The sequence below is a fragment of the Desulfosporosinus sp. SYSU MS00001 genome, from assembly GCF_049943955.1.
Lineage (GTDB): Bacteria > Bacillota > Desulfitobacteriia > Desulfitobacteriales > Desulfitobacteriaceae > Desulfosporosinus.
Window position 1 is genome coordinate 606,114 of sequence record NZ_JBNFTW010000001.1, and the last position, 17,573, is coordinate 623,686.

Annotated in this window: 22 protein-coding genes; all 22 read left to right on the forward strand. The window is 45.4% G+C overall.

Translation table 11 applies throughout. From position 1 onward, the window contains the following. Positions 1-51 precede the first annotated feature (51 nt). Positions 52-1,407 (forward strand): signal recognition particle protein, encoded by a 1,356-nt coding sequence (gene ffh / locus ACPUYX_RS02895; protein WP_426378207.1) that lies wholly within the window; start codon positions 52-54, stop codon positions 1,405-1,407. Positions 1,408-1,477: 70 nt separating this feature from the next. After that, a complete protein-coding gene (gene rpsP / locus ACPUYX_RS02900; RefSeq protein WP_088228455.1) occupies positions 1,478-1,744 on the forward strand; it encodes a 30S ribosomal protein S16 in 267 nt (88 codons plus the stop codon). A 24-nt stretch (positions 1,745-1,768) separates the two neighbouring features. Further along, a complete protein-coding gene (locus tag ACPUYX_RS02905; protein ID WP_047811135.1) occupies positions 1,769-1,999 on the forward strand; it encodes a KH domain-containing protein in 231 nt (76 codons plus the stop codon). 66 nt (positions 2,000-2,065) lie between these two features. Beyond that, positions 2,066-2,566: a ribosome maturation factor RimM gene (gene rimM / locus ACPUYX_RS02910; protein ID WP_426378208.1), complete on the forward strand. Its 501-nt coding sequence runs from the start codon at positions 2,066-2,068 to the stop codon at positions 2,564-2,566. Between the two features lie 3 nt (positions 2,567-2,569). Next, positions 2,570-3,385, forward strand: a complete 816-nt coding sequence (trmD, locus tag ACPUYX_RS02915) for a tRNA (guanosine(37)-N1)-methyltransferase TrmD (RefSeq protein WP_426378209.1) — start codon at positions 2,570-2,572, stop codon at positions 3,383-3,385. Between the two features lie 71 nt (positions 3,386-3,456). Continuing rightward, a complete protein-coding gene (locus ACPUYX_RS02920; RefSeq protein ID WP_426378210.1) occupies positions 3,457-4,014 on the forward strand; it encodes an RNA methyltransferase in 558 nt (185 codons plus the stop codon). 153 nt (positions 4,015-4,167) lie between these two features. Further along, positions 4,168-4,515, forward strand: a complete 348-nt coding sequence (gene rplS / locus ACPUYX_RS02925; protein ID WP_014828505.1) for a 50S ribosomal protein L19 — start codon at positions 4,168-4,170, stop codon at positions 4,513-4,515. 304 nt (positions 4,516-4,819) lie between these two features. After that, on the forward strand, positions 4,820-5,332 hold the full coding sequence (lepB, locus tag ACPUYX_RS02930) for a signal peptidase I (RefSeq protein WP_426378211.1): 513 nt from the start codon (positions 4,820-4,822) through the stop codon (positions 5,330-5,332). A 63-nt stretch (positions 5,333-5,395) separates the two neighbouring features. Further along, positions 5,396-6,220 (forward strand): ribosome biogenesis GTPase YlqF, encoded by an 825-nt coding sequence (ylqF, locus tag ACPUYX_RS02935; protein WP_426378212.1) that lies wholly within the window; start codon positions 5,396-5,398, stop codon positions 6,218-6,220. A gap of 108 nt (positions 6,221-6,328) precedes the next feature. Beyond that, positions 6,329-7,093 (forward strand): ribonuclease HII, encoded by a 765-nt coding sequence (locus tag ACPUYX_RS02940; RefSeq protein WP_426378324.1) that lies wholly within the window; start codon positions 6,329-6,331, stop codon positions 7,091-7,093. Between the two features lie 114 nt (positions 7,094-7,207). Next, entirely contained in the window at positions 7,208-7,564 is a 357-nt protein-coding gene (locus ACPUYX_RS02945) for an NADH-quinone oxidoreductase subunit A (protein WP_014828501.1), read from the forward strand. Next, positions 7,555-8,076: an NADH-quinone oxidoreductase subunit B gene (locus tag ACPUYX_RS02950; RefSeq protein WP_088228449.1), complete on the forward strand. Its 522-nt coding sequence runs from the start codon at positions 7,555-7,557 to the stop codon at positions 8,074-8,076. Before ACPUYX_RS02945 ends, ACPUYX_RS02950 begins: the two co-directional genes overlap by 10 nt. Beyond that, entirely contained in the window at positions 8,066-8,557 is a 492-nt protein-coding gene (locus ACPUYX_RS02955; RefSeq protein WP_426378213.1) for an NADH-quinone oxidoreductase subunit C, read from the forward strand. Before ACPUYX_RS02950 ends, ACPUYX_RS02955 begins: the two co-directional genes overlap by 11 nt. A 12-nt stretch (positions 8,558-8,569) precedes the next feature. Further along, positions 8,570-9,673, forward strand: a complete 1,104-nt coding sequence (locus ACPUYX_RS02960; RefSeq protein WP_426378214.1) for an NADH-quinone oxidoreductase subunit D — start codon at positions 8,570-8,572, stop codon at positions 9,671-9,673. A gap of 24 nt (positions 9,674-9,697) precedes the next feature. Beyond that, positions 9,698-10,741, forward strand: coding sequence for an NADH-quinone oxidoreductase subunit NuoH (gene nuoH, locus ACPUYX_RS02965; protein WP_426378215.1), 1,044 nt, complete (start codon positions 9,698-9,700; stop codon positions 10,739-10,741). Between the two features lie 4 nt (positions 10,742-10,745). Beyond that, complete coding sequence (locus ACPUYX_RS02970; protein ID WP_088228445.1) at positions 10,746-11,150, forward strand: NuoI/complex I 23 kDa subunit family protein; 405 nt, start codon at positions 10,746-10,748, stop codon at positions 11,148-11,150. A 2-nt stretch (positions 11,151-11,152) separates the two neighbouring features. Further along, positions 11,153-11,656: an NADH-quinone oxidoreductase subunit J family protein gene (locus tag ACPUYX_RS02975; protein ID WP_426378216.1), complete on the forward strand. Its 504-nt coding sequence runs from the start codon at positions 11,153-11,155 to the stop codon at positions 11,654-11,656. Further along, entirely contained in the window at positions 11,653-11,997 is a 345-nt protein-coding gene (gene nuoK, locus ACPUYX_RS02980; protein WP_426378217.1) for an NADH-quinone oxidoreductase subunit NuoK, read from the forward strand. Before ACPUYX_RS02975 ends, nuoK begins: the two co-directional genes overlap by 4 nt. A gap of 21 nt (positions 11,998-12,018) precedes the next feature. Next, positions 12,019-13,962: an NADH-quinone oxidoreductase subunit L gene (gene nuoL / locus ACPUYX_RS02985; RefSeq protein WP_426378218.1), complete on the forward strand. Its 1,944-nt coding sequence runs from the start codon at positions 12,019-12,021 to the stop codon at positions 13,960-13,962. Continuing rightward, positions 13,962-15,503, forward strand: coding sequence for a complex I subunit 4 family protein (locus ACPUYX_RS02990; RefSeq protein ID WP_426378219.1), 1,542 nt, complete (start codon positions 13,962-13,964; stop codon positions 15,501-15,503). The genes nuoL and ACPUYX_RS02990 overlap by 1 nt, the downstream gene beginning before the upstream one ends. Then, a complete protein-coding gene (locus tag ACPUYX_RS02995; protein WP_426378220.1) occupies positions 15,503-16,948 on the forward strand; it encodes an NADH-quinone oxidoreductase subunit N in 1,446 nt (481 codons plus the stop codon). Before ACPUYX_RS02990 ends, ACPUYX_RS02995 begins: the two co-directional genes overlap by 1 nt. 260 nt (positions 16,949-17,208) lie before the next feature. Further along, positions 17,209-17,568 carry a YraN family protein gene (locus ACPUYX_RS03000; RefSeq protein WP_426378325.1) on the forward strand — a complete coding sequence of 120 codons (360 nt, stop codon included), beginning with the start codon at positions 17,209-17,211 and terminating at the stop codon, positions 17,566-17,568. Positions 17,569-17,573 lie beyond the last annotated feature (5 nt).

The following is a 17,573-nucleotide window of genomic DNA, read 5'->3' on the forward strand; positions in this document are numbered from 1 at the left end:
GCTCCAGAACTAAGGTTTACGAGGCGACGACACAGGAGGTGTCCCAAAGATATGTTTCAAGGACTAAGCGATAAACTCCAAGAAACATTTAAGCGACTTAAGGGAAAAGGCATCTTAAAAGAAGCTGATGTTACCGAAGCCATGAGAGAAGTGCGTATTGCTTTGCTCGAGGCGGATGTTAACTTTAAAGTAGTTAAAGACTTCGTCGCTAAAGTTAAGGAACGCTGTATTGGGCAAGACGTTTTGGAATCCCTTTCTCCGGCGCAACAAGTGATCAAAATTGTCCATGAGGAAATGATTGACCTGATGGGGGGAGCAACAGGAAAAATCCTGATCGCTCCAAAACCGCCTACTGTGATTTTGCTGTTGGGACTGCAAGGTGCCGGGAAAACAACCCATGCCGCCAAACTTGCCAACATGCTTAAGAAGCAGGGAAAACATCCTTTGCTGGTAGCTTGTGATATTTATCGCCCTGCAGCCATTAAGCAGTTGCAGGTCTTGGGAGAACAACTGAAGGTACCTGTGTTCTCTATGGGGCAGGAACCTCCAGCTGATATTGCGGTTGCCAGTATAAACCATGCTAATCAAAATGGTCATGATGTTGTGATTATCGATACAGCGGGTCGCTTACACATTAATGAAGAATTGATGAATGAACTTCGGGCAATTAAAACTGCTGTTAAACCTCACGAGATCCTGTTGGTGGTAGATGCTATGACTGGACAGGATGCAGTGAATGTGGCAGAGTCCTTTCACAAGGAAATCGGTCTTGACGGTGTTATTCTGACAAAACTTGACGGAGACACACGAGGCGGGGCAGCACTATCCATTAAAGCAGTTACCGGCTGCACAATTAAGTTTGCCGGTACCGGTGAGAAAATGGATGCCATAGAACCTTTCCATCCGGACCGCATGGCATCACGGATTTTGGGGATGGGGGATGTTCTGACTCTCATTGAGAAAGCTCAGGAGTCCTTCGATGAGAAAAAAGCCAAAGAGATGGAACAAAAGCTGCGCAAACAAGAATTTACACTTGATGATTTTCTCGATCAAATGCAGCAGATGAAGAAGATGGGGCCGTTGTCGTCTCTTTTGGAAATGATTCCCGGAGTCGGAAAACAGTTAAAAGATGTCAAGATTGATGAGAAAGATACCGCACACATCGAAGCGATTATCCGCTCAATGACCTTGGAAGAGCGCAGGAAGCCTGCTTTGATTAAAGATTCCCGAAAAAAGAGAATAGCTAAAGGGAGCGGGACAAGCGTTCAGGAAGTGGGGCGTCTCTTAAAGCAATTTGAACAAATGCAAAAAATGATGAAGCAATTGACGAGTTCCGGCGGTATGGGAATGTTCGGAATGGGTAAGAAGGGCAAGAAGGGTAAGAAAGCTGGATTTAAAGCCTTCTGAGTCATATGAGTTTGTTGAGTCGAGGACTACGGTCCTATAAATTTGGGTATTCTGTAAAGGAGGTGAAAAGATGGCTACGAAAATTCGTTTGTGCCGTATCGGTGCGAAGAAGAATCCTTTCTATCGTATGGTAATTGCCGAGTCTTCAGCTCCGCGTGATGGACGCTTTATTGAGCAAATCGGTTATTATGATCCGACAAAGAGCCCTGTTGTTATAAACATTGACGAGGAAAAGGCTTTAAAATGGCTTTCTACGGGAGCTCAGCCTTCAAATACTGCTAAGTCTTTGTTAAGTCAAGCGGGTATCTTAACAAAATTCCACGAGTCCAAGAACTAGAGTAGTGTGTGGGGGGTGGTTCCTGTGAAGGAACTTGTTGAAATCCTCGCGAAAGCCTTGGTCGATCATCCCGACCAGGTTCTTGTTGCTCAGTCTGAGACAGATAAGAGCGTGCATTTGCAGCTTACTGTCGCTCCTGAAGACATGGGGAAGGTTATCGGAAAACAAGGAAAGATCGCGAACGCTATTCGTACGCTGGTCAAAGCCGCTGCCGTTAAAGATGGTCGCCGAGTTCATATGGACATTGATCAATGATGTTAAGAAGGGCTTAGGGCCCTTCTTAATGTTTTAGGAACTAAATTGAAAGAAAGGGCTTGGAAAATGGAAGAAGTGCTGATTGGTGAAGTTTTGCGTCCTCATGGAGTGAGCGGGATGTTAAAGGTCTACCCGATTACCAGTGACCCGGAGCGGTTTTCTCAGCTGCGGGAAGTTATCCTTGGTAAGGGCAAGACAAATCAACGCTTTAAAGTTATTTCTGCCCGCGTACAGCCGGATCATGTCTTGCTCTCGGTTGAAGGCATTGAGAGTGTTGAGCAGGCGGAAGCGTTTCGTGGCTGGGAAGTCCGGATTGATCGTTCAGAAGTTCCTCCTCTTCAGGATGGTTGGTATTATTTTGAGCTTGAGGGGATGAAGGTATATGATGGGGAGACCTTTTTGGGAGTTCTGACTCAGGTTTTGGAAACGGGTGCTAATGATGTTTATATTGTCAAAGGGGCCCGCGGAGAAATTTGTGTCCCTGCCCTTAAAAGCGTTGTCAAACATGTTGATGTCAAAGGCCGACGGATGGATGTAGTGCTTCCCCCAGGGTTGTTGGAGGACTAGCAGATGCCTATTAAAATGATTGTCTTGACCCTGTTTCCGGAGATGTTTGCGCCTGTTCATGAAAGCATTCTCAAACGTGCTCAGGCAGGTGGGTATTTGGAATTTGAGTTCATAGATTTTCGCAAGTATGCAGTCAGCAAACATAAAAATGTCGATGATATTCCTTATGGCGGCGGGGTTGGGATGGTTTTGAAGCCGGAGCCTATCTTTGCAGCTGTGCGGGATTTGTCTCAGGCGAATGGCCGGCGGCGGACGATCCTGATGTCCCCGCAGGGACAGGTTTTTCGCCAGGATACTGCTCAACGCTGGTCTGAGTATGAAGAGTTAGTGTTTATTTGCGGGCACTATGAAGGTTTTGATGAACGAATCCGTGAGTTGGCAGATGAAGAGGCTTCGCTGGGTGATTACGTTCTAACGGGGGGCGAACTGGCGGCAATGGTTATGATGGACGCTGTAGCTCGGTTAGTTCCCGGCGTATTAGGGGAGAAAACTTCTGCTGAGGAGGAATCCCACAGTACACTGCTTTTGGAATACCCTCAATATACCAGGCCTGCTGATTTTGAGGGGAGAGTGGTCCCCGAAGTCCTGCTTTCTGGGCACCATGCTAATATTAAACGCTGGCGCAGAAAGGAATCTCTGCGACGAACCTTTTTGCGGCGTCCGGATTTGTTTAAACATTTAAGTTTCGAACCTGCGGATTATTCCATTTTAGAAGAACTTCTTCTTGAACATCCAGAAATGGACGTATGGCGTGAAAAGTGGGAATCTCTCTGTCCTCCGCCGAAAAAACGCCGGCGACGATTAAAATTCCTTGAGTAATCCACATGACTATAAAGGCAAAAGGTCTATCCAAAAATACAAAGTTCAGACAGAGATCAGGAGGAAATATCGTGGCGGATATCTATCTAGCTCTAATCCATGCACCGGTCTACAATAAAAACATGGAAACGGTTGCAACCTCAATCACAAATTTAGATTTACATGATATTGCTCGCAGTTCAACGACTTACGGGATTAAACGCTATTATGTCGTGCATCCTGCTGAAGCTCAGCGTCAGTTGGCTAAACGAATTATGGGTTTTTGGCAAGATGGATACGGAGCAGAATACAATCCGGATCGCCAAGAGGCCTTTTCCAGGGTGAAAATTGCTGCGGATTTAGCCGAGGTTTATGCTGAGATCACAGCTGAACAAGGCATGGCTCCCTTGAGAGTGGCTACCGATGCTCGAAAATATGCGAATACAGTTTCCTACGCCCAATTGCGCAAGAATATTGAAACTTCGGAAACGCCTATTTTGCTTTTGTTTGGTACGGGCTGGGGATTGTTAAAAGAAGACATGGAAACTATGGATCAAATCCTTGAACCAGTATATGGGCCCACCGACTATAACCATTTATCCGTAAGGTCGGCAGTTGCCATTATTTTGGACCGTTTAAGGGGACACTGATAATTATTGAGAAAAGAACGAATAATTATATTTTATAATGGAAGTTGCATAACTAATCAGGTTATGTTAATATAAATTGGTCTAAAAAGGATGGTCCGCTCGCTGTCAAACCAGTGTATGAACATCTAGGCAAGGAAGGGGGGTAATTTTATAATGGATTATATTCGCATGATTGAAGAAGAGCAAATGAAAAAGGATCTTCCTCACTTCCGTCCGGGTGACACAGTACGTGTGCATGTACGTATTGTTGAGGGCACTCGTGAACGTATTCAGGTGTTTGAAGGACTTGTTATTGCCATGAAAGGTGGCGGTATCAGGGAAACTTTTACGGTTCGGCGTGTTTTTGCCGGCGTAGGAGTTGAACGTACATTTCCCTTGCATTCCCCTCGCTTAGATAAGATCGAGGTAGTTCGCCGGGGTATTGTTCGTCGGGCTAAACTCTATTATTTACGATCTCTGTCCGGAAAAGCGGCACGTATTCGCGACCGGCGTTCGATCTAAGGTTAAAAATGGGCTGGAGCGATCTAGCCCTTTTTTTACATGCATGGAAAAAGATTCTCAGGCGGTCTTCTTAATAGGCAATCTGTTTAGGAGCACTCAGTCTTTCGAGACAATGGTGCAGTAAATTGACGGCTTCCGCCCTCGCGAGGCTCGGCGCAAGCCGAGTCTTCTTTAATGCGGTCCGTAGAACTATTTTGAGTTATCTGACTTGAATTAGTGATAACTTCGGAGATTATTGATTTTTAACGTATGCTCCACAAAATCTTGTTCATACTATGAAGTAGTTCAAGAGGGGAGCTATGGAATGGAACAATCAAAATCAAAAAGAAAATGGATCGTCATTTTATTTGGTGTCATTTTATTAAGTGGTGGGTTACTGCGCTGGGGTGTGTTACAGCCCTATTTAATACCCTCTCCATCCATGGAACCGGGGATTGCTCCGGGAGATCGCATTCTTGTCAACCGATTAGCCTATCGGCTTTGGGCTCCTACCCGCGGAGATATTGTAGTTTTCGCGTTCCCCAAAGACACAAAACGGACGTTTGTTAAACGAGTCATTGCTGTTGAAGGTGAAAAAGTCGAACTTCGCGATAATAAAGTATTTGTCAATGGCCAAGCAATTCAAGAGCCCTATGTAAAACCGGGAGATTATCCTCCTTATGGCCCGCAGGTTGTACCTAGGGATAAAGTGTTTGTTTTAGGTGATAATCGTCGTCAAAGCGAGGATTCCCGAGAATGGGGACTTCTTCCTAAAAGCTATCTTTTAGGAAAAGCCTGGTTTGTTTATTACCCTTTTCAACGGGTTAAGTTTCTCTAATTTGCTTTATTAAATTTCTTTAATTTATTAAAGGTTGTTTTGAACTATTAAGGATGGTTTTTAATGAGTATACAGTGGTTTCCAGGGCATATGGCCAAAGCAAGGCGTCTTTTAACGGATCAGCTAAGATGGGTTGATGTTGTTATAGAACTTGCAGATGCCAGAATACCGGCTAGCAGTCGCAATCCTTTATTGCATGAGATCCTTGGCAAAAAATCAAAGTTATTGTTGCTCAATAAAGCCGATTTGGCAGATCCTGCCTGGACGGCAAAATGGCTCGAAAAGCTGAGAACTATCAGTCCAGCCTATGCATTGAGCGCTGTTACGGGAAAAGGTGTTAAACAGATTGTGCCGGCCTTAGAAAGTATGGTACAGCAAAAACAGGCGAAACTTGCGGAAAAAGGTGTCCGCCCGCAAATGATCAAGGTTATGATCGTGGGAATACCTAATATCGGCAAATCGTCTTTAATTAATCAGCTAACTGGAGGAGCCCAAGTCAAAGTTGGCAATAAGCCCGGTGTGACCCGGGGAAACCAATGGGTTCGGATTCATGATCGAGTCGAACTCTTAGATACGCCGGGTATGTTATGGCCCAAGTTTGAAGATCCCGAAATTGGACGTAAACTTGCCGTTTTAGGAGCAATCAAAGACGAAGTTTTTGATTTAGAAGAATTGGCCCTTTGGATGATCGATTGGTTCAAATTACATTCGCCACAGTCTTTAAGCCGCTATCAGAGTTCTGACTCGGACATTACCCTAGAGACTATAGGTAATAAACGTGGTTGTTTGATTCGAGGCGGGCGGGTGGATACATTAAAAGCAGCTCAAATATTCTTGCGTGAACTGAGAACAGGGCAACTTGGCCCAATAACTATGGACAGATCTTGAAATAAGGAGTTTCCGTTATTTGGAAGAATTAGAGCCTCTTAATTAAAGGATATAGACCTGTGATGTCGAACTCAGAAAGAGGGAAAATAGGTGGTACCATTATCCCAGATGAATATCAAAGAAGTTGAAATCGAATTATATAATGATCCTTCACCTCGAATGCTTGCTGCTTGCCAAAATGATCCACGGCAAGGGGTTCGGCGGCTCGCAGAACGTCTAATTAAGCATCAGCAGGCCCAAGCGCAGGAAGATGCGCGTGTTCAGGGATTACTTATCGAGGAAAAGAAATTATGGCAGAAGGGTTTTTTGCTGATAGCAGGTATTGATGAGGCCGGCCGGGGCCCTCTTGCCGGACCTGTCGTTGCTGCAGCCTGTATTCTGCCGACACGGTTTATGCTGCCCGGTCTCAATGACTCAAAGGCTTTAACAGAAAGTAAACGGGAAAAACTATTTTCTCAAATTCAAACTCAAGCCATAGACTATGCCATTGGCAGTGCTGAACCCGCCGAGATTGATGTGCTAAATATACTACAAGCAACAAAATTGGCAATGAAAAGAGCCGTTGAAGGTTTAACGGTTCGTCCCCATTACTTAATGATTGATGCCCTTACCTTGCCGGCGGTCAATTTGCCGCAACTTCCTCTGGTAAGAGGAGATCAGTTAAGCGCCTCGATCGCTGCGGCTTCAATCTTAGCAAAAGTGACTCGTGATCGGTTAATGGTCGAACTTGACGCACTTTATCCTGAATATACCTTTTCTAAAAACAAGGGTTATGGAACGAGTGAACATATGAAAGTTTTGCGGCGTTTAGGGCCATGTCCTCTTCATCGAAAGAGTTTTGCCCCGGTAAAAGAAGGGCTGTGCGCTCTTTAATTCTACCGAGGTCCATGGCGCCGCTTTATGCCGGGATAATAACTGTTTTCTTTCTATGAGGCTGCGGATTAACCCGGCTTATAAAAAAATTTTTTCAGGAAGGAGGTAAGGAAGTTGGACAACAATTTTGCTGCTGTCGGGGTGTTTCTTGTTGGTGCCATCGCTGTCTCGATCATTATGATGCTAATGCCCAAGTTGTTGGCGCCCAATAAGCCACATAAGGAAAAACTGACAACGTATGAGTGCGGGAACGAAACTATTGGACGGACCTGGCTCGGATTCAAGAGTAATTACTTTATGTATGCTCTTGTATTTACAGCGTTTGATGTGGAAACTGTCTTCTTATATCCTTGGGCGCTCACATTCCAAAAACTAGGGACATTCGCCTTCGTGGAAATGTTCATCTTTATCGTCATTCTTTTGGTTGGCTTCTGGTATGCTTGGAAAGAAGGTGCTTTAGAGTGGATGTAAGATTGGAAAGACAGCTGCGTGAAGATGAAACGCTGCTGGAAAAGAACATTTTAGTAACTAATATTGATAAGCTTCTTAACTGGGCACGAGGGCACTCTTTTTGGCCTGTTACCCTTGGCTTAGCATGCTGTGCCATTGAGATGATGGCTACCGGAGGACCTCGCTATGATATTTCACGCTTCGGCTATGAAGTGTTCCGAGCGTCACCGCGGCAAGCTGATGTTATGATTGTGGCAGGAACCTGTACTCGTAAAATGGCACCGCTTCTAAGACGTATTTATGACCAAATGCCTGAACCAAAATGGGTCATTGCCATGGGAAGCTGTGCAAACGCCGGAGGACCTTTTGTGGATTCTTATTCTATGCTGGCAGGCGTTGATAAAATTGTTCCGGTTGATGTCTATATTCCTGGGTGTCCTCCACGTCCAGAATCTTTAATCTATGGGCTTTTGCAACTTCAATTTAAAGTTTCAAATCCCGCTAAGGTGAGGTTAATGAGACATGGAAAATAAAGAACTATTAAAACAACGAGTGGAAGAGCTCGCTGGCAAGGTTAACGGCGAAGTAGAAGAGATCTTAGGAGCAATTATTCTTAAAATTCAGGCGCCTTACGTTATTGAAACCCTAACTGCGGCGAAAAGCTTCGCCGATGTTCCATGTGATTTTCTCCACGATTTGGCAGGATTAGATCTGGGGGATCATTTCGAGGTCGTCTATCAGCTGACAAGTTGGAACGGCCCGCAGCGTTTGCGAGTCAAAGCAAGTGTTGACAGAGAAAACCCAGTCATTGATTCAGCAACGCGGATTTGGCAAGGCGCAGATTTTTTAGAGCGTGAAGCTTTTGATATGTTTGGAATTCAGTTTAAAGGTCATCCTAACCTGAAAAGGATCTATATGTGGGATGATTTCGAAGGTTATCCATTACGCAAGGACTATGTGACAGAGCCCATTGAGCTTCGAAACCTTGTCCGGCAGCGTAAAGAAGGGGAATAGGGGGGAAAAGCCATGAGTATTGATAAAACGGAAGACCTTATTCTTAACATGGGCCCCCAGCACCCGAGTATGCACGGCTTATTTCGGATGGTGGTTCATTTAGAGGGAGAAACAGTTACAGAAATTGATCCCAAAATTGGATATTTACATCGAGGAATAGAGAAACTAGCAGAAAGCCGAACTTATACACAGTTTATTCCTTATACGGATCGCCTGGATTACTTAGCGTCTCCACATAATAACTGGGCCTACGTTCAGACTGTTGAAAAGTTGATGGGTGTGGAGATTCCTGAGCGTGCAGAATACCTTCGAGTTATTTTCGGTGAGCTCTCTCGAATTGCCAGTCATCAGGTTATGATTGCCAGTACCGCTTTGGATATTGCTGGGTGGACAGCCTGGTCCTATGCTTTCCGGGATCGTGAACGTATCCTGGATATGTATGAAATGACGGCTGGAAGCCGCTTAACAGTTAACATTATGCGTATTGGCGGCATGAGCGCAGAACCTCCGGCTGAATTTTGGCCTGCCTTGAAGTCATTTTTAGATGATACCCCGGAGATGCTCGAGGAATACTATGGGATCTTTTTAGGCAATGAAATTGCTCAGGGGCGTTTGAAGAACGTTGGAATTTTAAGCAAAGAGCTGGCACAAAGTCTGTCGATTACTGGTCCGGTCTTGCGCGGATCCGGAGTTCAATACGACCTGCGCCGGGCAGAACCGTACAGTATTTATGACCGCTTTGACTTTGACATTCCTGTTCGCTACGGCTGCGACAGTTATGACAGAACGATGATTCGAATGGATGAAATTAAGGAAAGCATTAAGATTATTAAGCAAGCTGTACGAGATATCCCAGAAGGGCCGATTATGGCCAAAGTACCGAAAGTCATTAAGCCTCCGGTTGGCGAAGTTTATCACCGCGTGGAGAACCCAAAAGGGGAATTGGGATTCTATATCGTCAGTGATGGATCGACGAAACCGTCACGAGTCCGTATTCGCCCAGGGACATTTGTTAATTTGCAAATGCTTCCGATTGTTGCTAAGGGATGGAAAATTCAAGATGTTGTCGCCATCTTTGCAACCTTGGATGCAGTCTTGGGTGAAGTGGACAAGTAGAAAATCCAATGAGGGGAGAATAAGATGCAGGCTTTAAATAATCTGTTTTTGATTATCGCGGATTTTATCCGCAGTCTTTTTGCGGATCCCCACTCAGTTTGGGCTAATTTAACCATGGATGTCATTAATTTTATCATCGTGGTTATCATCATTGTCCTGGCCGCTTTAATTCTAATTTTACTTGAACGTAAAATCGCGGGTTGGACTTCACAACGAACAGGGCCCAATCGTCTCGGTCCGCGGGGATGGTTTCAGACTATTGCAGATGCTTTGAAATTAATGGGAAAAGAAGATGTTACTCCGGCCGGTGCCGATAGAATTCTCTTCAAAATTGCCCCAATGATTGTCTTTTCGCTGCCGATGATGACCTTGGCCGTCATTCCCTATGGAAATAGAATGGCTCCGATAGATCTCGATTTAGGAATCTTTTATTTCTTGGCAATTTCGGCTATTTCTACTTTGGCCTTCTTAATGGCTGGTTGGGGGTCCAACAATAAATACTCCTTGTTGGGCGGTATGCGGGCAGTTGCTCAAATGATCAGTTACGAAATTCCCCTGTTATTTTCCCTTTTGGGAGTAGTTATGATTACTCAGTCCTTTAATCTTGGTGTTATCGTTCAAGATCAGCATACGATTCCCTTTATAGCTCTACAGCCTTTGGCCTTTGTTATTTATATTATTGCGGGAATTGCTGAAGTCAATCGTGCTCCTTTTGACCTGGTTGAAGCAGATCAAGAGGTTGTTGCCGGACCCTTCACCGAGTACACCGGTCTTCGCTGGGGCTTATTCTTCTTAGGAGAGTATGGCAATATGACGGCGGTCTCAGCTCTTGCGGCAACGGTATTTCTAGGTGGTTGGCAAGGTCCTTTCCTGCCGGGCTGGATTTGGTTTTGGATGAAAGTCGGGATAATCATCTTCTTTATGATGTGGGTTCGTTGGACGTTCCCCAGAATCCGGGTGGATCATCTGATGCATTTAGCATGGAAGGTATTGCTGCCGCTTTCGATTTTGAACATTTTCTTAACGGGTCTGGGAATTTACATTTACCGGCTCGTGATGGGAGGTTGACGCAGTGTTTGGTAAAGGTCTGTTTCAAGGATTAGGCATCACGTTCAAACGCATGGTCGGTCCCAATATCACAGAGTTTTATCCCGACCAGAAGCCTGTGCTTCCAACTAAGGTGCGGAGTTCGATGGGTTTGCAGCGGGAAAAATGCATTTCCTGCAATATGTGCGCTATGGCTTGTCCGAACGGCGTGATTAAATTAACCAGCGAAAAAGATGAAGAAAGCAAAAAGCGAGTTCTTAAAAGCTATCATATGGATCTTGGTCGCTGCCTGTTTTGTGGTTTGTGCACGGAAGCTTGCCCGACTAAGGCTTTGACAGTCACCCAGGAGTATGAAAATGCAGTATATGAGGCTGATGATATGAAATGGGATATGATTGCACGGGCTGAGCGGAAAGGGAAGGAGGGCTAAGCGTGGGCACTATCGTTTTCTTTATCTTTGCAATACTGGCAATAGCTGCAGCCTGGGGGGTTGTCACGTCCAGGAACATTGTCCACAGTGCGTTCTATCTGGCGCTTTCGTTTTCGGGAGTAGCCGTACTTTATGTTCTTATGAACGCGGATTTCCTCGCAGCTGTTCAATTGCTCGTTTATACCGGTGCCGTATCGATTATGGTCGTTTTCGCAGTGATGCTGACTTTGCGCGGAGAGGTCAATGACAGTAATCCGGAGAATCGCAAATGGGGATGGGGAGCGTTTATTTCTGTGCTGCTCTTCGCGGTGATTGCCCTCGTCGTTCTTACAAATCCGGACTGGCGTATCTTACCATCGGCCTGGACCAGCGGCGGTTCTGCAGAGGACATGTCACTCCTGCTGCTTTCACAGTTTATGATTCCCTTTGAGGCTGCTGCTGTATTGCTGACTGTAGCTTTAGCCGGAGCCGTAATATTGGCGAAGGGAGTGAAGGGAAACAAATGAATTTAGGTAATTTAAGTGTTGGACTTTCAACCTATCTTTTGGTAGGAGCGATGCTCTTTTGCCTTGGACTGTACGGCGTCTTCGCTAAGAGGAACATTATTGCCATACTCATGTCCCTTGAGCTGATGCTCAATGCGGTTAACATCAATTTTGTGGCCTTTAACCGGTTTCTATGGAATCAAAAAGTTGATATTCACTACATCCTAACAGGAAATGTTGCTGCACTTTTCGTCATCGTGGTGGCTGCAGCTGAAATTGCAGTGGGTCTGGCCCTTGTGATTACCATTTATCGTAATCGTCATTCAACAAATGTTGATGAATTTAATTGGTTGAAGTGGTAAGAGAGACTATGGAGAAGGTAGGTGTTCAAGGAAATGCATGATCTCTTTCAGTGGGCATGGTTAATTCCCGCTTTGCCCTTCCTGTCGTTTCTACTCATCGCCTTTGTCACGAAACGATCCAAAGGACTGTCTTCCACGGTGTCAATCCTTGCGATCCTGACTGCATTGGGTTTAGCGATCGCAATTGGCTTAGGCATTATTCAGTCTGGTGCTGAAATTGTGGAACATCCGGTGATTGTAAGCGCGAACTGGCTAACTATTGGGGGTTTAACGATTAATTTTGGAACAATCGTAGATCCCTTGAGTGGTATGATGTTGTTTGTCGTGACCCTGGTGGCCTCTATGGTGCAAATTTACTCCCTGGGCTATATGCATGGGGATAAAGGCTGGTCCCGTTACTATGCGTACCAATCTTTATTTGCGTCTTCCATGTTGGGGATGGTCTTAGCGACTAACTTATTGCAGCTCTTTATTTTCTGGGAACTTGTCGGTCTTTGTTCCTATTTGCTGATTGGTTTCTGGTACTTTAAAGTCTCCGCTCGGGAAGCAGCCAAGAAAGCCTTCATCACAACTCGTGTTGGGGATTTTGGTTTGTTGCTGGGAATCCTCTTTCTGTATAACAGGTTTGGAACTCTGGATTTCACGGCCCTCTCCGCTGCTTTGAGTACTAGCCTGCAAAACGTGGCCGTCGTAGGTACAGCCGGCTATGTCACGGTTCTGGCTTTCCTGATCTTTATGGGACCGATGGGCAAGTCCGGTCAATTCCCTTTGCACGTCTGGCTGCCTGATGCTATGGAAGGTCCTACACCTGTAAGTGCCTTGATTCATGCTGCAACCATGGTCGTTGCCGGTGTGTATCTTGTCGCTAAAATGTATTTCCTGTTTCAGGCTTCCCCGACTGCGCTGCAGTTTGTTGCAGGAATCGGTGCTTTCACAGCACTTTTTGCGGCGACCATCGCCATTGCCCAGGATGATATAAAACGGATTTTGGCCTATTCGACCTTGAGTCAATTAGGCTATATGATCTTCGCTCTTGGGGTTGGCTCTTATTCAGGCTCGATGTTCCATCTGATGACTCATGCCTTCTTTAAAGCCTTAATGTTCTTAGGTGCAGGTTCTGTAATCCATGCGATGCATGAAAAACAGAACATATGGGACATGGGTGGTTTGTGGAAGAAGATGCCTATTACAGGCTGGACGTTCTTTATTGGTGTGTTAGCAATTTCCGGTATTCCACCCTTTGCCGGCTTCTGGTCGAAGGATGAACTGTTAGCCAACGCCTTACAAAATGGTCACCCTATAGTCTATGCAGTTGGCTTATTTACGGCGTTTTTAACCGCCTTTTACATGAGCCGCCTCTTCTTCGTCGCCTTTATGGGCCCTGAAAAACCGGAGAATCATCCGCACGAATCACCGTTGACGATGACAATTCCCTTAATTATTCTTGCTCTCTTCAGTGTTTTCGGCGGTTTTGCTGCCTTACCCGAGCATAACTTTGCCTTCTTTATTCACTTTGGTGAATTTGAACCAGAAGGTATGAACTGGGGTTTGGCGGGAATTTCAGTCATTGCCGGATTATTAGGCATGGGACTGGCCTATTATATCTATATCAAAAAAGCAATCAGCTCAGAGAGCATTGTTGCTCGTTTCCCGGTGCCTTATAAAATCCTCAAGAACAAATACTATATTGATGAGCTGTATCTCTGGATTATCCACAATATCATGGATGGCTTGGCTAAAGTACTCTATTTCTTTGACATCTATATTATTGACGGGATTATCAATGGAATCGCTCTATTGACACGTGGGAGTGCTAAAGGATTGCGCAGAACGAGTACCGGACAACTTCAAACCTATGCTATGGTATTCTTTTTCGCAGTTGTTGTCATTTTCATGGTCTTCGCTTTTGGGGAAGGACAGTTCTCATCCCTTAATCCCTTAGCGATGCTGGGAGGTGTGAAATAATGTCAGCACTGCCATCAGGAGGGTCTTACCTGCTTCCTTTTATCTTACTGGCACCGCTTTTAGCCATGTTTATTATTGTATTCCTGCCGAAAGAAGAAACGAAAACGATAAAGATTGTTGCAGCCCTGGGTACCTTTACCTCTATGGTGCTCTCACTTTATGCTTTCTTCGCCTATAACCGGGCAGCAGGCGGCATGCAGTTTACCCTGACAATCCCTTGGGTTCCTGACCTTGGTGTCAATTTGGCCTTCGGGGTTGACGGAATTAGTTTGCCGATGCTGCTTCTGACGAATTTAATTGGCTTCTCCTCAATTTATGCATCCTGGAATATGGAAAAGCGCGCCAAAGAATTCTTTGCCCTGCTGCTCATCCTTATTACCGGAGTCATGGGAACGTTTATTGCACGCGACCTCTTCATATTCTTCCTTTTCTACGAGATCGTCGTCATTCCAATTTACATCATGGTTATTATCTGGGGAAGTACCAAACGAGTCTCCAAAGAATACGCCGGTATGAAACTGACGATCTACCTTCTCATCGGATCAGCGTTCCTTCTCGTTGGCTTAGTGGCTCTCTATCTGGCAGCAGCTAAACAGGGACCGCCAACCTTTATGTTTGACCAATTAGCCGCAAGACAAAGTCATTACAGTGCATCGTTCCAAATAGTTTCTTTCGGCTTGATGCTCTTTGGCTTTGGATCCCTAATCTCCATGTTTCCGTTCCACTCCTGGTCACCGGATGGTTACGCCGGAGCTCCTACTGCGGTTAGTATGATTCACGCCGGTGTCTTGAAAAAAATCGGTGGTTACGGATTGATTCGACTTGGAATTTATGTTCTCCCCATTGGAGCTAAGTATTGGGCTCCGGTGATTGCGGTTCTGGCAATTGCCAATGTTCTTTATGCGGCGTTTATTGCTCTGGCTCAAAAAGATCTCAAATATGTTATTGGTTATTCATCAGTGAGCCATATGGGCTATGTCCTCATTGCCATTGCAGCCCTAAATCCGACAGCGGTTGGAGGCGCTGTGGCCATGATGTTTGCCCATGGAGTGATGTCAGCCTTGTTCTTCTCCATGATCGGGTTTATCTATGAAAAAACGCATACCCGCAACATTCCTGATTTAGGTGGTTTAGCCCATCAGATGCCTCGTTTGGCCATTGGCTTTATCATTGCCGGTATGGCATCGCTGGGTTTACCGAGTACCGTTAACTTTATCTCTGAATTCACTATTTTCATGGGTACCATCAAGGTTCTTCCTGTACAGGCTATTCTCGGAATTGCCGGGATTATCTTTACAGCGGTATATACCTTGAGGGTGATTGCTAATGTGATGTTTGGACCGCGGCGCTCGGAATGGGATCACCTGAACGATATCAAAGGTCCTGAACTTGTTCCCTTAGTTGTTCTGGGTCTCGTTATTTTCGCAACAGGGATTTTCCCGAATATCTTGTTTGGTTTAGTTAATACTGGTGTTACCTCCTCAGGCCTTGCGAAGGTTCTTGAGACGGTGAGTCAGGCGAAGATGGGGGGGCTGTTCTAATGGTTGATTTCAATATCCTGGCAGTACTCACGCCCGAAGTTGCGCTTGCTGCACTGGCCTTGATTCTCTTGGCCATTGGACTTCTGATACCACCCGGAGCGAGAAAAGGTATGATGCCTCTCACCGCGTTCTCTCTAATCGGGATCCTTAGTTATACCCTTTATGATTTTTACTTTGGGACTAAGACGTCCTTTCTCGATGGACTTTACTGGCACGATCAATTCGCTCTCTATTTTAAAGTTCTTTTCTTAGCGGCGGCCCTGTTGGTTGTGCTCTCTTCGGGCGGATATATACAGAAATTGCCGAAATACCGTGGAGAATTTTATTCCTTAATTTTGACGGCAACATTAGGTATGATGCTTATGGCGGGAGCCGGTGAGCTGATTACCCTGTATGTCGGTCTGGAATTAATGACGATTTCCTTTTATATTCTTGTTGCCTATCTGTCTGAAGATGCCCGTTCCTCTGAAGCGGGAATCAAGTATCTGGTCCTGGGAGCAACCTCTTCGGCTATTTTGCTCTATGGTATCAGTCTTATCTATGGACTGACAGGATCGACTCAACTTTCAGAGATCGCCAGCGGACTAGGAGCGACGTTAACCCCAACCTCATTTTTGGCTACTGTCTTTATCTTAGCAGGTTTGGGCTTTAAGATTTCCCTGGTTCCCTTTCATCTCTGGGCTCCTGATATTTATGAAGGAGCGCCGACACCTGTCACTGCCTTTTTAGCAATTGCTTCTAAGGCCGCTGCTTTTGCGGCGTTGATCAGAGTTTATCTGATTACCATGAACAGCCAGTCTTTTTCAGCAACAGGTCAAACACTGCTCCTGGTTCTGGCAGCCCTGACGATGATTATCGGGAACTTAGTAGCCATACCTCAGACAAATATTAAGCGGCTTCTTGCTTATTCGAGTATTGCCCAAGCAGGATATCTGATGGTTGGCATCATCGCCGAGTCTATTCCCGGTGTCAAAGGCGTACTCTTTTATGCGATGATTTATGTCTTTGCTAATATGGGTGCCTTTGCCGTGGCGACGCATGTTTCCGAAAAACAAGGCAGCGACGAAATTCAGGATTTTGCTGGGTTGGCTCGCAGGTCTCCCCTGGCAGCAGTAGTTATGACGGCTTCCTTGTTGTCCTTAGCCGGGATTCCGCCTTTGGCAGGGTTTGTCGGGAAGTTTTATCTCTTCTCTGCCGTCATGGGTCAAGGCTATACAGCCATCGCCTATATCGGTTTTGTCATGAGTATGGTGTCCGTTTATTATTATCTTTCGGTTGTTAAAGTCATGTTCCTTGGAGAGGGTGAAGGACTTCCTGATATTCCTGTTCATGGGGCAGTCAAATTTACAATGTTATTCACGATGATTATTACCATCGCTATTGGGATTTATCCAACTCCCTTGGCCCAAATGGCTATAGCGGCAGCACAAAGTCTCGTTCAATAGGAACTAAAGTCCACCATTATTTGGGCTCTGTTCCCTGTATTATCATTTAAGAGGTTCTCAGTCATTCTGAGTGCCTCTTTTTTCGTGTGCCCGGAAAGCATAACTTTTTGGTTTTATACTGTCCCGTTGCCTAAGTTGCAACTAACCTGTCGCTGGTGGGGATGGTGCTAAGATTTTTGTTTTGAGAGGACTTGTAGAAAGGACTTCCGATCAAGAACAAAGAATTACATGATATTGCGCTCTGAAAGGAGTGAATTATTATCGGAATCAAGAAAAATAGCTTGGGACGATCAGGGGAAGAATTGGCGGTTCATTCTGTGACAGTATCAGGATTAAGAGTCCTTAAGCGGAACTATCGCTGCCCAAAAGGAGAAATGGATATTATTGCCGAAGATCAAGAGACATTGGTGTTTATTGAGGTGCGGACCCGCAGTTCCGCATATAGGGGATGGGGCGAGGAGAGTATCACCTTTCAGAAGGCACAGCGTCTTAGGTCAATAGCAGCTTATTATATCCTGCAGCAAGGGTATGCAAACTGGCCGGAAATGCGAATCGATGTCATTGCCATACGATGGCTGGGAGATAATCCTGATCTTATGTGGATAAAAGGCGCTTTATAATATTC

Bases quoted from the DNA above. Each gene is read 5' to 3' on its own strand.
- ffh (WP_426378207.1), top strand. From the start codon at position 52: ATGTTTCAAGGACTAAGCGATAAACTCCAAGAAACATTTAAGCGACTT.
- nuoH (WP_426378215.1), top strand. From the start codon at position 9,698: ATGCAGGCTTTAAATAATCTGTTTTTGATTATCGCGGATTTTATCCGC.
- rplS (WP_014828505.1), top strand. From the start codon at position 4,168: ATGGATTATATTCGCATGATTGAAGAAGAGCAAATGAAAAAGGATCTT.
- ACPUYX_RS02995 (WP_426378220.1), top strand. From the start codon at position 15,503: ATGGTTGATTTCAATATCCTGGCAGTACTCACGCCCGAAGTTGCGCTT.
- nuoK (WP_426378217.1), top strand. From the start codon at position 11,653: ATGAATTTAGGTAATTTAAGTGTTGGACTTTCAACCTATCTTTTGGTA.
- ACPUYX_RS02960 (WP_426378214.1), top strand. From the start codon at position 8,570: ATGAGTATTGATAAAACGGAAGACCTTATTCTTAACATGGGCCCCCAG.
- lepB (WP_426378211.1), top strand. From the start codon at position 4,820: ATGGAACAATCAAAATCAAAAAGAAAATGGATCGTCATTTTATTTGGT.
- ACPUYX_RS02990 (WP_426378219.1), top strand. From the start codon at position 13,962: ATGTCAGCACTGCCATCAGGAGGGTCTTACCTGCTTCCTTTTATCTTA.
- ylqF (WP_426378212.1), top strand. From the start codon at position 5,396: ATGAGTATACAGTGGTTTCCAGGGCATATGGCCAAAGCAAGGCGTCTT.
- trmD (WP_426378209.1), top strand. From the start codon at position 2,570: ATGCCTATTAAAATGATTGTCTTGACCCTGTTTCCGGAGATGTTTGCG.
- rimM (WP_426378208.1), top strand. From the start codon at position 2,066: ATGGAAGAAGTGCTGATTGGTGAAGTTTTGCGTCCTCATGGAGTGAGC.
- ACPUYX_RS02940 (WP_426378324.1), top strand. From the start codon at position 6,329: ATGAATATCAAAGAAGTTGAAATCGAATTATATAATGATCCTTCACCT.
- ACPUYX_RS02955 (WP_426378213.1), top strand. From the start codon at position 8,066: ATGGAAAATAAAGAACTATTAAAACAACGAGTGGAAGAGCTCGCTGGC.
- rpsP (WP_088228455.1), top strand. From the start codon at position 1,478: ATGGCTACGAAAATTCGTTTGTGCCGTATCGGTGCGAAGAAGAATCCT.